Annotated in this window: 15 protein-coding genes; 5 read left to right on the forward strand and 10 right to left on the reverse strand. The window is 59.0% G+C overall.

The genetic code is table 11. From position 1 onward, the window contains the following. Window position 1: 1 nt before the first annotated feature. The 7 genes from NA8A_RS06200 to NA8A_RS06230 all read right to left on the reverse strand — a co-directional run bounded on the left by NA8A_RS06200 (window position 2) and on the right by NA8A_RS06230 (window position 7,154). Complete coding sequence (locus tag NA8A_RS06200) at window positions 2-2,062, reverse strand: S8 family peptidase (protein ID WP_009449795.1); 2,061 nt, start codon at window positions 2,060-2,062, stop codon at window positions 2-4. A gap of 47 nt (window positions 2,063-2,109) precedes the next feature. Then, a complete protein-coding gene (locus NA8A_RS06205; protein ID WP_009449796.1) occupies window positions 2,110-2,661 on the reverse strand; it encodes an adenine phosphoribosyltransferase in 552 nt (183 codons plus the stop codon). A 289-nt stretch (window positions 2,662-2,950) separates the two neighbouring features. After that, window positions 2,951-3,775, reverse strand: coding sequence for a cytochrome c1 (locus NA8A_RS06210; protein WP_040671976.1), 825 nt, complete (start codon window positions 3,773-3,775; stop codon window positions 2,951-2,953). A 29-nt stretch (window positions 3,776-3,804) separates the two neighbouring features. Further along, window positions 3,805-5,091: a cytochrome b gene (locus NA8A_RS06215; RefSeq protein ID WP_009449798.1), complete on the reverse strand. Its 1,287-nt coding sequence runs from the start codon at window positions 5,089-5,091 to the stop codon at window positions 3,805-3,807. Between the two features lie 21 nt (window positions 5,092-5,112). Continuing rightward, window positions 5,113-5,676, reverse strand: coding sequence for a ubiquinol-cytochrome c reductase iron-sulfur subunit (petA, locus tag NA8A_RS06220; protein WP_009449799.1), 564 nt, complete (start codon window positions 5,674-5,676; stop codon window positions 5,113-5,115). Window positions 5,677-5,893: 217 nt separating this feature from the next. Continuing rightward, window positions 5,894-6,676 (reverse strand): class I SAM-dependent methyltransferase, encoded by a 783-nt coding sequence (locus tag NA8A_RS06225; RefSeq protein WP_040671889.1) that lies wholly within the window; start codon window positions 6,674-6,676, stop codon window positions 5,894-5,896. A gap of 160 nt (window positions 6,677-6,836) precedes the next feature. After that, window positions 6,837-7,154, reverse strand: a complete 318-nt coding sequence (locus tag NA8A_RS06230; RefSeq protein ID WP_009449801.1) for a DUF6665 family protein — start codon at window positions 7,152-7,154, stop codon at window positions 6,837-6,839. Window positions 7,155-7,271: 117 nt separating this feature from the next. Between NA8A_RS06230 and NA8A_RS06235 the strand changes: the two genes are divergently transcribed. Next, entirely contained in the window at window positions 7,272-7,904 is a 633-nt protein-coding gene (locus NA8A_RS06235; RefSeq protein ID WP_009449802.1) for a LysE family translocator, read from the forward strand. 23 nt (window positions 7,905-7,927) lie between these two features. Here NA8A_RS06235 and NA8A_RS06240 read toward each other — a convergent pair whose 3' ends face one another. After that, window positions 7,928-8,806 carry an EamA family transporter gene (locus NA8A_RS06240; RefSeq protein WP_009449803.1) on the reverse strand — a complete coding sequence of 293 codons (879 nt, stop codon included), beginning with the start codon at window positions 8,804-8,806 and terminating at the stop codon, window positions 7,928-7,930. A 120-nt stretch (window positions 8,807-8,926) separates the two neighbouring features. After that, on the reverse strand, window positions 8,927-9,841 hold the full coding sequence (hemF, locus tag NA8A_RS06245; protein ID WP_009449804.1) for an oxygen-dependent coproporphyrinogen oxidase: 915 nt from the start codon (window positions 9,839-9,841) through the stop codon (window positions 8,927-8,929). A gap of 144 nt (window positions 9,842-9,985) precedes the next feature. Between hemF and NA8A_RS06250 the strand changes: the two genes are divergently transcribed. Then, window positions 9,986-10,243, forward strand: a complete 258-nt coding sequence (locus tag NA8A_RS06250) for a hypothetical protein (protein WP_009449805.1) — start codon at window positions 9,986-9,988, stop codon at window positions 10,241-10,243. 147 nt (window positions 10,244-10,390) lie between these two features. Continuing rightward, a complete protein-coding gene (locus NA8A_RS06255) occupies window positions 10,391-10,894 on the forward strand; it encodes a GlcG/HbpS family heme-binding protein (RefSeq protein WP_009449806.1) in 504 nt (167 codons plus the stop codon). Between the two features lie 13 nt (window positions 10,895-10,907). Here the strand turns inward: NA8A_RS06255 and NA8A_RS06260 are convergent, their stop codons facing one another. Beyond that, on the reverse strand, window positions 10,908-11,363 hold the full coding sequence (locus NA8A_RS06260; RefSeq protein WP_009449807.1) for a tRNA (cytidine(34)-2'-O)-methyltransferase: 456 nt from the start codon (window positions 11,361-11,363) through the stop codon (window positions 10,908-10,910). A gap of 591 nt (window positions 11,364-11,954) precedes the next feature. On the opposite strand from NA8A_RS06260, the gene NA8A_RS06265 reads away from it, so the two are divergent. Both NA8A_RS06265 and NA8A_RS06270 read left to right on the forward strand, forming a co-directional pair. Beyond that, a complete protein-coding gene (locus NA8A_RS06265; RefSeq protein ID WP_009449808.1) occupies window positions 11,955-13,802 on the forward strand; it encodes an ABC transporter ATP-binding protein in 1,848 nt (615 codons plus the stop codon). Further along, the gene (locus NA8A_RS06270) at window positions 13,799-15,685 is read left to right on the forward strand and encodes an ABC transporter ATP-binding protein (protein WP_009449809.1); all 1,887 of its coding nucleotides are present in this window, start codon (window positions 13,799-13,801) and stop codon (window positions 15,683-15,685) included. Before NA8A_RS06265 ends, NA8A_RS06270 begins: the two co-directional genes overlap by 4 nt. The last annotated feature ends 83 nt before the right edge of the window (window positions 15,686-15,768 follow it).

Below are 15,768 nucleotides of genomic sequence, written 5' to 3' on the forward strand. Positions count from 1 at the left end.
CTCAGAACTGGATGGAGAGGCCGAGTTGCACTTTTTGCTGTTCGGCCGATTTCCTGAAAGAACCCGTATATCCGAACGACGCGGTGACACCTCTGTCTGGCACGATAAAATCGAGCTTTGCTCCGACATCGAACACGTCACGCCCCAACGGCGTCGTGCGAGCTTCCATATTCCGACTGAGAAGCGCTGTGCCGGACGAAAAGTCATTGCTACCCAGAAGACGTTTATAGGAAAGCTCAAGCTCCGGCACGACCTGCCAATTCCCCAGATCGAAGCGGTTGGAGACCCGTATCCCCGGCCCAATGCCCAGCGTTGAAATGCTATCGGCGTCCAATTGGTATCCCAAAATGTCGGCCCCGCTTTCTCTGGCAGCCCCGAAACGCTGATGGGCGCCGGACAGGCGCGCGAATATGACAGTGTTCAAACCGCGAAAGTCCGCTTTCCGCCCTGCTTCCACATCTGCAAAAAGGCCAAGGGCATTTTGTTTCGAGCGCGCCACAGGGTTGCTGAACGAATACGTCGTGCCCGCAAGACCGGAAATGTGTCGCCGCGTATGATCCTGGTGAAAATAGCTGACACCGGCCACGCTTTTGACGTACCAGCGTTCATCGTCCCACCGAAGATAACCAAGACCATGATAACCATTTGCCGAGGCCGAATTGCCCTGGCCAAGCTCATCGGTCTGCATCCGGGTGTAGCCGAACCCAAAACCGGCAACGAGATCGGACTGTTCGATCAAATCGACACCCATGGAGAGCGCCAGGCCTTTCGCCTGAACACCTGGCAGTCCGGTTGAGGCATCGATGGCCGCGCGCAGCGCGCCCCCGTTCATCCAGACTTGCTCGTGCGAGGCAGCTCTCTGCAAACTGCCTGAAAATGGCATGCGCGCCATCTGCTCCATCGCCAGATGACGGCTCCACGCAGAGCTTGCAAAAACGCTGCGTCCAGCAGGCGCAATCGTATCGACGATATTGCCGAGATCGAGTGTCCCCCAACCGAACACGGCATCGACACCTGGCTGTCCCAGATCGGCAGCCGTCTTGAGAATGAGCTTGCGAAGATCGCGCAAATCGGCGTCAGGAAATATCTGGCGCACCACGGCAAGCGCCCCTGTCACATGCGGCGCCGCAAAGGAAGTGCCCGCCTGCATTGCGTAAGCTTTGGCATCGCCCGCATACGGGATCAGGATACCAGCTTCCACATCGCCGCCTGGCGCAGCCAGGCACCAGCCCGCAGCAATTCCGCACATGTTCGAATAGGAAGCCAGTCCGCCAGAACGATTAAGCGCAACAACAGCAAGGTTGGTGCTTTCCAGTTCAGCAAAGTAGTATGGAAGGCGGGCAGGAAGATCGGCGTGCTTTCCGCTCCAATTGCCTGCAGCCCAGATTGTTATCGTACTGCCGCGTGCTGCTTGTCGCAGAGTAAACAACGTCAAAGGCAGGAAATCTTCCACATAATTTTCGTCCACAATATTTGGAAGTATAGTTTCGCGGATGCTCAAGGACGCATTCCTGAATTCCGCGCCAACGCTGCCGAGATAGGCAAACCCAAACGCCATTTGTGCATCGAACCTAGATGCGGCCAAATCTACACCGGTGACAGCAGGAATAGCATCATAAGCTACGCCGTGCATACCAATCCCATTTCGATTGGCCGCGATTACCCCCGCAACCCCGGTTCCATGCATTTGTTTGTCCCCTGCAAGCGGTATCACTCGCCCCGCCAAAAGGCTCAGGTCGATATCTGCGGAACCAGCAAAAGGACGGTGCGCAAATTCAGAGTGGTTGAGATCAATGCCTGAATCGAACACTCCCACACGAACACCTGCTCCCGTGAAACCTGCATCATGTGCCTTCTGCGCCCCAATAAAGGTTAGCCCCCATTGCCTAGCGGTCTCGGATTCTCCTTCCAAGCCGATAACGGTCGCAGTCGCAACAGCCTTATCCTCAAAGCAATCTCCGAAGAAAACATAAAAAAATATCGTGTTAAAAATCACAAAAATCGATCTCATATTTATATATTCTAAAATATATTTGTTATAATCATAATAAAAAAGCGCCAATACAGGCGCTTTCTAAATTATATAATACATTTAATCAACAAATATATTCAATCACCTTGATAGGCAATCAGTGTATTGACGCTCACGCCCAGCGCTTCCAGCTTTGCGCGGCCGCCAAGGTCCGGAAGGTCGATAACGAAACAAGCTGCGACGATTTCCGCCCCCATCTGCCTGAGCAGCTTGACCGCCCCTTCGGCCGTTCCGCCGGTGGCAATCAGATCGTCGACAAGGATCACCCGCTCGCCCGGAGAAACCGCATCGCGGTGCATCTCCATCTCATCAAGACCGTATTCGAGGCTGTAGGCGACACGTACCGTCTCATAGGGAAGCTTGCCCTTCTTGCGGATCGGCACGAAGCCCGAGGAAAGCTGATGCGCCATCGCGCCGCCCAGAATAAAACCGCGCGCTTCGATGCCGGCAATCTTGTCGATCTTGGAACCCGCATAAGGATGGACGAGTTCATCGACCGAACGCCGAAACGCGCGCGCATCGCCTAGAAGAGTCGTGATATCCCGAAAGAGAATTCCAGGCTTGGGATAATCAGGAATGGTCCTGATCGCTGCGAGAAGCGTTTCCTGCAGGGTCTGAGAAGCTGTCATGTGCCATCCTCTTTCTCTCCGCCGTCATTCGCGCTCACCGACCCTGTCGGCAACGGCATTGCGGCGGGATAAATCGTGAGCGGCATGCCTCAAAAAGGCGTGACCGGCATTGAATTGTTCAGTGTCGATTTAGAGCATTTTACCATCAGGCGAAATCACCTGGTCTCCTCTTGAAAGCAGAAATGCAAGGAGAGATCGGGTACGCGCCTGCCTGATACGACGAGCGAACCGAAGCATAAAGAAAAGGGCGCCCGTAGCGCCCTTTTCCAAACTGTATATCCCGCTATGCCTAGTGCAGGTCGGACCAGATCTTGCGCTTGGTCAGATAGACCAGGCCGGCGAGCAGGAAGATGAAGATCATGACCGTGAAGCCGGTCGACTTGCGCGCCTCCAGATGCGGCTCTGCAGCCCACATCAGAAATGCAGAAACGTCGCGCGCATACTGATCTGTCGTCTCCGGAGAGCCGTCCTCGTACGTCACCTGTCCGTCGGTGATCGGCTGGGCCATGGCCAGCGATGCCGAAGAGATGAAATACGGGTTGTAATGCGTGCCTTCCGGAATTTCGTGCTCGCCCGGATCTTCGCCATAGCCGGTCAGCAGGGCATGGATATAGTCCGGTCCCCCTTCGGCATACTGGGTGAAAACGTCGAAGACGAAGGTCGGGAATCCGCGCTCCACGGCGCGCGCCTTCGCAATCAGCGAAAAGTCGGGCGGAGCAGCGCCGTTGTTGGAGGCGGCGGCCTGCTCAGGGTTGGCGAACGGTGCCGGGAAATGATCCGAAGGCTTCGCCGCGCGCATGAACATGTCGCCCGCATCATCCGGTCCGTCCTGCACTTCATACTCGGCCGCAATCGCCGCCACCTGTTCCTCGGAGTAACCGAGGTCTTCCAGGTTGCGGAAGGCGACCAGGTTCAGCGAGTGACAGGCCGAGCAGACTTCACGATAGACCTTGAAGCCCCGTTGCAGCTGGCCCTTGTCGTAGGTGCCGAACGGACCCGCGAAGGACCAGTCCTGCTCGACAGGCTTCTTGATCGGATACTCGGCCGCATTGGCCGAGGTCGCAGCCGCCAGGCCGAGGCCCAGGGCGGCCAGTCCGTGAAGGACGTTCCTCATTGCGAAAATCCCCTTGCGCATTCTCTCGCTCAGCCCTTTGCCTGTTCGGTGGCCGGCACTGCGGCGGACGATTTCTTCTCAAGCACGGCTTCCGTGATGGAATTGGGAAGGCGGCGCGGCGTCTCGATCAGGCCGAGAACCGGCATGATGACGAGGAAGAAGAGGAAGTAGTACAGCGTCGCGACCTGGGCCATCGCAACATAGGTGCCCTCTGCGGGACGCGAACCCAGCCATCCGAGGAAGATCGCGTTGATCACGAAAAGCCAGAAGAACAGCTTGTACCACGGACGATAGACCGCCGAGCGGACCTTCGATGTGTCGAGCCAGGGCACGACGAACAGGACCGCGATGGCACCGAACATGGCCAGAACGCCGCCGAGCTTCGAATCGATCGGCCCGATGTTGAAGGTGATCGCCCGCAGGATCGCGTAGAATGGCAGGAAGTACCATTCCGGAACGATGTGCGCCGGCGTCTTCAGCGAGTTGGCCTCGATATAGTTGTCCGGATGGCCGAGGAAGTTCGGAAGATAGAAGACGAAATAGGCGAACAGGCCGAGGAACACGACCATGGCGAAGGCGTCCTTCACCGTCGCATAGGGTGTGAAGGCCACAGTGTCGGTCTTCTGCTTCACCTCGATGCCGGTCGGGTTGGTCTGGCCGGTCACATGCAGCGCCCAGACGTGCAGGACAACGACGCCCGCGATCATGAACGGCAGCAGATAATGCAGCGAGAAGAAGCGGTTCAGCGTCGGATTGTCCACCGCGAAGCCGCCGAGCAGGAGCTGCTGGATCCAGTCGCCGACCACCGGAATGGCGGTGAAGAAGCCGGTGATGACGGTGGCGCCCCAGAAGCTCATCTGACCCCAGGGAAGCACGTAACCCATGAAGGCGGTAGCCATCATCAGGAGATAGATGATGCAGCCCAGAATCCACAGAAGCTCGCGCGGCGCCTTGTAGGAACCATAGTAGAGACCACGGAAGATATGCACATAGACCGCAACGAAGAACATCGAGGCGCCGTTGGAGTGCAGATAGCGCAGAAGCCAGCCGGAGTTGACGTCGCGCATGATCTTCTCGACGGAGTTGAAGGCAACTTCCGTACTGGCCGCATAATGCATGGCCAGAACGATGCCGGTGACGATCTGCGCCACCAGCATGATGGAAAGGATGCCCCCGAAAGTATAGGCGTAATTCAGATTGCGCGGCACCGGATAGGCCACGAATGAATCATAGACCAGACGCGGAAGCGGCAAACGCGCATCCATCCAGCGGCCAAGGCCGGTCTTGGGCGTGTAGGTCGAATGTCCAGCGCTCATAAAAATCCCCTCTCGCCAGGACTAGCCGATCTGGATGACCGTATCGGACGTGAATGCAAAGGTCGGAACGTGCAGGTTTTGCGGCGCGGGGCCTTTGCGAATTCGACCGGCGGTGTCGTAGTGCGATCCGTGGCACGGGCAGAACCAGCCACCGAAATCGCCGGCCTGGCCAAGCGGCACGCAACCCAGATGGGTACAGACGCCGAGCATCACCAGCCAGTTTTCCTTGCCCTCGCCCGCCGAGCGGTCGATATCGGTCGCCTGGGCATCGGCCGGAAGGTTCTCGTTGCGGGCGACGGGGTCCTTGAGCTCGGCCATAGGCACGGAACGCGCCTCCTCGATCTCTTTTTCCGTACGGTTGCGGATAAAGACCGGGCGACCGCGCCACTTCACCGTCAATGACATGCCGGGCTCAACGCCCGAAACGTCCACCTGGATGGACGCCAGAGCGCGGGTCGAGGCGTCCGGCCGCATCTGGTCGATGAACGGCCAGGCCACCCCGGCAGCACCAACGGCACCTGCCACGCCTGTCGCGACGTAAAGAAAATCACGCCTAGTATGTTCGGTCGAATCGGTAGCGCTCACGGGACTGCGATCCTTTCACCTCAGAGACGGCCGGCAAGTCGCTTTATTGCAAAGGAACAAAAGGCAATCCGCTGCGCGCAGCAAAAACCGCCCGGTCCTACCCCCGGCATTTTTCGATGGTTTCTATGCGCCGCGCCTGCACTTGTCCAGACGCGCAGACCGCGACAGGGCAGATTGTCGCGGGGAAAACACATCAATAAAGAAGAGTAAAAAACTCTTATTTTCTAAGCTCTCCACCCACCCGCGCTTCAAAGGTAATGGTCTGTCCCGCTTCTTCGGGCCTGGCAACGCGCCCATAGTCGCCGAAGATCGCGATGCTGGAGAAGCCAACTATTCGAAGAGCGAGTTCGAACTCGGTCAGCCCCCAAAGGCGCAAATGAAAGAGCTCCATCTCCGTCGAAACGAGCTTTCCTTCACGCCAAAGTTCGTAGCGGAGCTGCGAGAGCATGGTCTGCCGCATAAAATTCCGTTCAACCGAGCCTTCCTGAAGGGTCAGAATATCCTGCCCATCATGCCAATGGCGTGCACGGCCCGGCGCGTCCGCAAGACATGACAGAAGGTCGAGGTCGATGATCAGACGGCCGCCAGGCAGCAGCGCTTCGCGAAAGCGGTCGAGAACACGAAGGGCAATGGCGGGATCGACGATCAGCTGGAACGAACCTGCAGGCAAGATGATTGCCTCGAAGCGATGCTCGTATGAAAAAGCCTCGAAAGTCTGGATATCGACGGGTGTCGGGAATCCGCGTCTGGTGCATTCTTCTTCGCAGAAAGCCACCATTTCCGGCGAAGCATCGAATCCGAACATATTCAGCCCGGATTCCAGTAGAGGAATCAGCACGCGGCCATTACCGGCGGCCGGCTCAAGCACCGGCTCCCGACAATTCCCCAGCCTTTCACGGTAGAACTCAATATCACCGAACGAACGACCGATGGGCTTGTCGAGATGATATACTCTCGACGCCAATGATCCGTATCGATTTTCAATGGTAGCAACCGTCATCCGTAGCTCCGTGCAAGGCATGCTCTTTCGTCTCGTGTCAGCACTTCAACGGCTTTACAAGAGCTGGAAAACACGATGAGAGCACAAATTGCCGCACATAATGAACGCCTGCTTCAGGTTCTTGCGCGAGAGCCATGCAAGACAATCTGGCCGCAATTTGCTACCGCGCACCCAACCGGGCCAGAACGCGGCGCGGAATGCCCATCTCATGAATGACGGCATCGTGTTTACGCATCCCGCACAATTCACGCTGGATGAAATAGCCATGCACGGCATCCGAGGCCGCTTGCAGCAGGGCTTTCTGCTGCGTCTCATCTTTTCCGTCATAGGCGGAAAGCCGTTCGAGCGCCTTCTCGACGCGCTTGCCCGCATGGCCAAGCGAAGAAGCCTGTTCGGCAGCGATTTCCTGCTGAAGTACGGTATCGCCGCTTACGGGATGCGGAACGAGCCCGGTTATGGAATTGGGTAGTCTGAGCATGCGTCCTCAAACATTTGCGGTCCAAATGCAGCTGGCCGTTTGCGCCTCGACACGCAAAGGCATCAGCGCCTATCCTGCCGTGAGAAACTGGCGCCTTCAACCTTCGGGAAAATCGGCATGACATTGGTCGAGCTTGGAACATTTACGCTCGTTGCAACCCTTCTCGTGATGTCGCCGGGTCCAAATGGCGTCCTGATCGCCAAGACTGTGCCAACCTCCGGCAAGGCAGCCGGCTTTGCCAACATCGCAGGTTTCTTCGCTGCCTTCTACGTGCATGGCGCCCTGTCGATCCTCGGCATCTCCATTCTCCTGGTGCAATCCGCCAACGCGTTCTTCGCAGTGAAGATGCTGGGGGCGGCATATCTCTGCTACATCGGCGTCAAGGCGCTTTGGCAGGCGTGGAAGGGAGTGCCCGCCACCCTCGCCGTGGCTCCGGCCAAACGTCGTCGCACGCTGCTGCGCGCAGGTCTGGAAGGCTTCCTTACAAACGCCCTCAATCCCAAGGTGTCGATGTTCTATCTGGCGGCGTTTCCGCAGTTCATCCCGGCAAATGCCGACGCCACCCTCTGGGCTTTCGCCCTGGTCGTCATCCATTCGACCCTGAACGTTCTGTGGTTCTCTGCGCTTATTCTGCTCTTCTCGTCATTCAAGACGCTTGGCGCGCGCGCAGAGGTTCAGCGCTGGTTGAAAGCATTGACCGGGACGGTCTTCATAGGGTTCGGCCTGAAGCTTGCAGCCCTGCGCCCCTGAACCGACGAGCGGCGTTCTAACCATCATGATGCGGGCGCTGCAAGTGGGCCCCGTTTCCTGACAAGGGTAAGCACGAGCCCCGTTATGACAAGCAACGCCGCCGCGATACGCAACGGCCCGAAGGCTTCGCCCAGAAACAAGGCGGAGGAGCTCATTCCGAAAATAGGCACAAGCAGCGAGAACGGGGCAATACGCCCTGCCCCATAGGTGCGGATCAGCATGCCCCATGCCGCAAAACCGAAAATCGTCGCCGCAAATGCGATGTAGAGCACAGCCCCGATGCCTTCGGGTGAGAGATTCTGAAAAGCGCTCAAATCCGCATCCCATCCCTCGAACATCAGCGAAAGAAGGAAAAGCGGTATCGGCGGCACAAGGCTCGCATGCACCATGAGATGCAGCATATCCACCTGCCCCGCCCGCTTCATCATCAGGTTGGAGACCGCCCAGGCGGCCGCTGCCGCGACAACCAGCGCCAGCCCGGTCAGGGTCACTTCACCATCCACCGTAAGCGCGATCAACCCGATCCCCGCGAACGCCACGGCAATGCCCGCCAGTTGCATTCCGCCGGGCTTTTCGCCGAGCGTCGCCCAGGCAAAGAGCACCGTGAAAAAGGCCTGCATCTGCAACACGAGAGAGGCAAGCCCCGCCGAGACGCCGATATCCATGCCTAAGAATAGCAGCGAGAATTTCACCACACCAAGCACCAGGCCGATACCGGCCACCAAGCGCCAGGATACCTTCGGCCACGGTATGAAGAAGGCAAGCGGCAGCGCGGCAACCGCAAAACGCAATGCTGAAAAGAGAAGCGGCGGAAAATTTCCGATTCCCACCTTGATCACGACGAAGTTGAAGCCCCAGACCGCAGCCACGAGAACCGCGAGAAGAATGTGAGGTAATTTCATCGGGATGTGCTTTCCGCCGCGAAATCCTGGCCGAACCGCATGGGATGCGGTCTGGCGCGACAGGTCAAATGAAAATGCGGGCCCCACCCATCAATCGGAATGATGGGCGGGCACGCGGCATCAGGGCCACTTAACTTCCGGCGGAAGGCTCGACAGGATGGAATCGACATTGCCGCCCGTCTTCAATCCGAAGATCGTCCCTCTGTCGTAAAGCAGGTTGAACTCCACATAGCGCCCACGCCTTGTGAGCTGCTCCTCGCGGTCGGCTTCTGTCCAGTTGGTGTTGAAGTTCTTGCGCACGAGATGCGGATAAACAATGGCGAAGGCGCGCCCCACATCGCGCGTGAACTCGAAATCCGCCTCCCAGCCGCCTTTTTCCTCGGGGCTTTTCAGCCAGTCGTAGAATATGCCGCCAATCCCGCGCGCCTCGTTACGATGGGGCAGGAAGAAATATTCGTCGCACCAGGTCTTGTATTTCTCATAATCGGCGATGGCCGAATGCCGGTCGCAGACGAACTTCATTGCCTGGTGGAACGCCTGCGTATCGGCGTCTTCCTGTGTGCGTCGACGCTCAAGAACCGGCGTCAGGTCCGCTCCGCCGCCAAACCATTGGCGGGTGGTCACCACCATACGCGTGTTCATGTGCACGGCCGGAACGTTGGGGTTCTGCGGATGAGCGATCAATGAAATGCCGGAGGCCCAAAAGCGTGGGTCTTCGTCCGCACCTGGTATCTGCTTGCGAAATTCAGGTGAGAACTCACCATGAACCGTAGACACGTGAACCCCGACCTTCTCGAACACACGTCCATGCATGATCGACATGACACCGCCACCGCCGGCGCCGCCATCGCGCTCCCACGGGGTTCGCTCGAAACGACCGGGCGTGCGGCTGGAAAGCGGGCCCGTGAGTTCGTCCTCAAGCGTCTCGAACACCGAGCAAATCCTGTCCCGCAGCTCTTCGAACCATGCGCGGGCGGCCGCCTTCTTGTCTTCAATACCGTCCGGCAGGCCAGCCGGAATCTCGGGTCGTTCCATTTCAGGTCCTCTCTGCAAGGCGGCTGCATCTGCAATCCGGCCTGCCGATTGAGGGGCGCAACCGAAAGCGCATCCCTCACATTTGACTCGCAATTTACAAGCGAGTTGCTAATCTTCTTCTCCGACGGGTCAAGGAGTTCTTTCGTGCGAGTACCCGCAAAACCACCCCTCGACGGGCTCAAACGCAGTATCGACAAGCACCGCGCCAAGGCAACCCGCCTTCCCCGTGACGGCTTTCTGCGGGAGAGTTTCGCCCTGCCCCGCGCGCAGGCACGCGCCAAGGCAAGGGAATGGCTGGAACGCTGGCCGCGGCAAGCCTATTGGACAGAAATCGAGAGCTGGTGCGAACGCCCCGGCGACATGATCGAGTTCACCATGCGCCGCCTGCCAACCGCAGACTAATTGCCCCTCTTCATACGGGTGTCTTGCCGCATTCCCACCGCTTTGCCGCTTCTTTAAGCTGCATTCGACTTGTTGTCCGACCCCCTTCGGCCAAAATTGGAAGCTCCGGAAAACCGGAAATACTGAAAGCTGTTTCAGGAGCATCCAATGGTCTTCAATCGTATTTCAAAAGCAGCATTGCTTCTTGCTCTTTTCCCTGCCCAGCCAGCTTATTCCGAGCCACTCCCCAAAACCTATTATCTACCAACCACGATGGCTTTGGAGGCGGCGCGCGCGGCACTGGATGCATGCGCTGACGATGGATTTGCCGTGAGCGTAGCCATTGTCACCCGCCAAGGCACCACCACAGCCCTTGTGCGCGCAGACGCTGCCGGCCCGCATACAACGGCTTCTGCTACCGGCAAGGCCTTCACTGCCGCCTCGCTTGGGCGCGACTCCGGTACACTCGCTTCCGCCATCGTCGCAAATCCCGAAATAAGGGGCCTGCGCGATATGGATCCCCGCCTGGTCATACTGGGAGGGGGACTACCCATAAGAATTGACAATTCTCTTGTTGGTGGAATTGGTGTCGGCGGAGCGCCATCGGCGTCGCAGGACAGGCAATGCGCCATCGCCGGACTACAGGCAATCGGCGCGGCGATGCCCGATTAGTCCTATGCAGCAGTCAGCGCCGCCATCCGGTCTGCCGTACAGCCTCTCCGGCAGCCATGGCGGCGCTCATTGCGAGGTTCAGGCTGCGCGCACCCGCCTTCATGGGAATAAGAAGACGCGCGTCCGACCGCTCATGCACGTCGTCAGGCACACCCGCCGATTCCCGCCCGAAAAGAAGCACATCATTTTCACCGTAGGAGAAATCCGTATAGGCAGCATCGGCACGGGTAGTGAAGAGAACGAGCCGGCGTGCTTCCGAGCGGCGCCATTCATCGAAGACTTCCCATGAGGCATGCCGCTGCAGGGCGGCGCGCTCTATATAGTCCATTCCAGCCCGCTTCAGATTGCGGTCCGACAGGTCGAAACCCGCCGGCTCGATCAGATCAACCGTCAGACCGAGGCAGGCGGCAAGACGCAGGATGGCGCCCGTATTGCCTGGAATATCAGGCTGATAAAGGGCGATGCGCATCTGGCTTGGTCTTTTGACTTGGCTGGAGCCGCAGGCCGGTGTGTCCACCGGGGCACAGTATGGACTGGCATAATCGGAACGGCATAACGGTACTGGAAAAAAACGGTAACAGCAGATATAAGCCCCGCATCTTTAACGCGAACCGAGGGAGCACGACATGATGACACCAACCAACATGCTTCGGCTCCGCGCCAGCGCCCCAAGGGCCTGACGGCGAACCCGGTTCGAAAAGCTCACTTTCCAAGACAAGAAGCATCGATTCGCGTTCCGCCGGACTTTCGTTCCGTTTCAAAGGACTGTTTCGATGCATAACCATTTCAACGCCCGGCCGAAAGGTCGAAACAACCGATTTCCTCATCTGGCATCCGCTTCCTGCCCATTATTCCGGGCAGGACCGCCAGCGATGTCGCGCCAGCTCCTTTGCCAGCCACCAGATGAACCATCACACCGTTCACGCGCGCCCATCAGCCCCTGCGGGGGCACGTGCGGCCATTCCGGCTAACGCTGGAAGATCGCTTAAAATCAAATAACTGGCCGCGAATGGTGAATCGATTTGTCACCTGCGTTGCCACGACAAGGAATGTTCGAAGAATGTTTGAGTGGTTTGAAAAACGGCTCGACCCCTTCCCCTCGGAAGAGCCGCAGGAACCTCCCAGGACGCTGGTGGCCTTCTGCCTCCACTATACGAAAGGGGCATGGCCTTACCTGATCCCCGCAGCGGTTCTGATGGCCTGCATCGCCATTGCCGAAGTGTGGATGTTCTCCTTCCTCGGCAACATCGTCGACTGGCTTTCGCAAAAGGATCCCGCCACCTTTCTGGAGACCGAAGGCTGGAAGCTGATCGGCATGGCCGCCATCGTGCTCTTCGTGCTGCCCGCCATGGTGTGGTTTCATTCGCTTCTGTCGCAGCAGGCGCTCATGGGAAACTACCCGATGCGCATCCGCTGGCAGGTGCATCGCTATCTGCTGAAACAGTCCATGACTTTCTACCAGGACGAGTTTGCCGGACGCATCGCCACCAAGCTGATGCAGACCGCCCTCGCCGTGCGCGAATGCGTCATCAAGCTGTTCGATGTCCTCAATTACGTGATCGTCTATTTCACGGGCATGCTGTTCATCATCGCGTCGTCGGACTGGCGGCTCGCGGTTCCGGTGGTTTGCTGGCTGATCGCCTACGTCTTCCTGATGCGCGCTTTTATTCCGCGCCTGGGCAAGGTCGCTGAACAGCAGGCAGACGCCCGCTCGATCATGACGGGCCGCGTGGTGGACAGCTACACCAACATCCAGACGGTGAAACTGTTCTCCCACGCCCGCCGCGAAGCCTCCTTCGCACGTGAAGGCATGGCAGGCTTCCTGCAGACAGTTTACCGGCAGATGCGCCTGGTCACAGCACTGTACGGCTTTCTCTATGTGCTCAACTCTCTGTGCCTGTCCGCAGTCGGCGGCCTCGGCATCTGGCTCTGGCTGCAGGGATCGCTCTCCATTGGCGCGGTGGCGGTTTCGCTCGGCCTCGTACTGAGGTTGTGGGGCATGTCGCAGTGGATCATGTGGGAACTGTCCGGCCTGTTCGAAAACATCGGCACCGTGCAGGACGGCATCAGCTCGATTTCCATGCCCCGTCTGGTGGAAGACAAACCCGGCGCCGAAGCGCTCGAAGTTCCGGCAGGCCGGATCACCTTCGACCGGATCGGTTTCCATTACGGCAAGAAGGGCGGCGTGATCGAGGACCTGACGCTCGAGGTGAAGCCCGGCGAGAAGGTCGGCCTTGTGGGGCGTTCCGGCGCCGGCAAGTCCACTCTCGTCAACCTGCTTCTGCGTTTCTACGATCTGGAAAAGGGTGAGATCCTCATCGACGGGCAGGACATTGCCTCCGTCGCGCAGGACAGCCTGCGCGAACATATCGGCATGGTCACACAGGACACCTCCCTCCTGCATCGTTCGGTGCGCGACAACATCCTTTACGGTCGCCCCGATGCCACGGAAGACATGATGATCGAGGCGGCACGCCGCGCCGAGGCGCTTTCCTTCATCGGAGGCTTGTCCGATCCGAAGGGGCGCAGGGGTTTCGACGCCCATGTCGGCGAACGCGGCGTAAAATTGTCAGGAGGCCAGCGCCAGCGCATTGCGATTGCCCGCGTGATGCTGAAGGATGCCCCGATCCTCATTCTCGATGAAGCAACTTCGGCGCTCGATTCGGAGGTCGAGGCGGCGATCCAGGAAAACCTCTACCGGCTGATGGAGGGCAAGACCGTGATAGCGATCGCGCACCGGCTGTCCACCATCGCGGCGATGGACCGGTTGGTGGTTATGGACAAGGGCCGTATCGTCGAGGAAGGCAGCCATGACGATCTGGTGGCGCGGGGCGGTCTTTACGCCGGCCTCTGGCAGCGCCAGTCGGGCGGCTTTCTGGATCTGGAGACGAGCGAGGCAGCGCAATGAAGGACGATGACGCCAAACGCGAAACCAGACGCATGGAAGGCTTATGGCGCTCGGCCGAAGGGGTGATCGACCCCTTCGGCGACACGGAACGTCCGGTGCTTCCAGTCAAGGCGCACGAATTCATCCTGTTCTTCGCACGGCAGGCGAAAGGGCCTTTCCTCCTGCTTCTCGTCACCGGTGGCCTGATGGGCGCCGTCGACGCCGGGCTCTATTGGGGCCTCGGCTGGATCATCGATATTCTCGACGCAGCTTCCCCCGCAACGCTTCTCGCAGAGCACGGGATGAAGCTCGCCGGCTTCCTTGTGCTTCTGCTCGTCATCCGCGCCATTGTCATCATCGGCAATTCGATCCTTGAGCAGCAGGTCATCGTGCCCGCCTTCTACCAGCGGGTCCGCTGGCAATCGTTCCGCCGGGTGATCGAACAGCCCTATGAATTCTATCAGAACGATTTCGCCGGGCGGATCGCCACGAAGATCCTGCAGGGCGGTGAAGCGGCGGGCGATTTCATCATCAACATTCTCCAGACGATGTGGAGCTTTCTTACCTTCGTCGTCCTGGCCGCCTCCATCCTGACCGTTCTGGACCCGATGATGGGCGTCGTGATGCTGGTGTGGCTCGCATTCTATGCGGCCATCGTCTGGTTCCTCTTGCCGCCTCTTCGCAATGCGGGCCGGCAGACCGCCGACCAGCGCTCGATCCTCAATGGCCGCATGGTGGATGCCTTCACCAACATTCTTGCGGTGAAGCTGTTCGACAGCGGACGACGCGAACATGCCTATGTGCGCGATGCCATGGCTGGTTTCCTCAGGGCCGTGACGATGCTCACCCGCGCCATCACGCGCGTGCGCGTGTCCGTCGCTCTCGTCAACGGTGTCATGATGGCCGCGGTCTTCGCGCTCGCCATCTCGCGCTGGATGGAGAACGCCATCACGACCGGCGAGATTGCGGCGGCCATGGGGCTTGTCTTCCGGCTCAACCAGATGTCCGGGTGGATGATGTTCAACATCAACGGCCTGATCCGCAGCTATGCCACCGTGCAGGATTCGACCACGGTCGTTTCCGTGCAGCCTTCCATCCGCGATGCTGCGGGCGCTGAGGACATGCCGCGCGCCAAAGGCGACATACGCTTCGAGAACGTCACCTTCAACTACGGCAAGAAGAGCGGCATTATCGAAGGCCTGAACCTGCACATCAAACCGGGCGAACGGGTAGCCCTCGTCGGCCCATCGGGCGCCGGCAAGACCACGATCATCAACCTGATGCTGCGCCTCTTCGAGGCCGAAAGCGGTCGCATCCTGCTCGACGGACATGACATCACCCAGGTGACGCAGGCTTCGCTGCGTGCTCAATTCGGCGTCGTTAGCCAGGAGCCCATGCTGATGCACCGCTCGATCCGCGACAACATCGCCTATGGCCGGGCTGGAGCCACCGAGGCCGACATCGTTGCTGCTGCAAAACGCGCCTCGGCCCACGAGTTCATCCAGAACGTGACCGATCCCAAGGGCAGAACCGGTTATGACGCCGTTGTCGGTGAGCGCGGCGTAAAACTTTCCGGCGGCCAGAGGCAACGCATCGCCATTGCGCGCATGATGCTGAAAAACGCCCCGGTCCTGATCCTTGATGAGGCGACTTCCGCGCTCGATTCGGAAATCGAGGCAGCTATTCAGGACAATCTCGGTCTCCTGATGGAGGGTAAGACGGTGGTCGCCGTTGCCCACCGCCTCTCCACCATCGCCGCCCTCGACCGCATTATCGTGCTCGATCGGGGCCAGATCGTCGAGGAAGGGTCCCACGCGGCGCTGGTGGCCCGCAACGGGCTTTACGCAAGCCTCTGGAAACGCCAGTCGGGCGGCTTCCTGGGCGGTGAGCTCGCAGCGGAATAGTCTTTGGGGAAGGCGCGGCCAGCGCGGAAACATCCGATATGGAAGCGCCTTCCTCCATCTCTGTTCCCTCTCTCAGATAGTGC

The organism is Nitratireductor indicus C115, assembly GCF_000300515.1.
Classification (GTDB): Bacteria; Pseudomonadota; Alphaproteobacteria; order Rhizobiales; family Rhizobiaceae; genus Nitratireductor; species Nitratireductor indicus.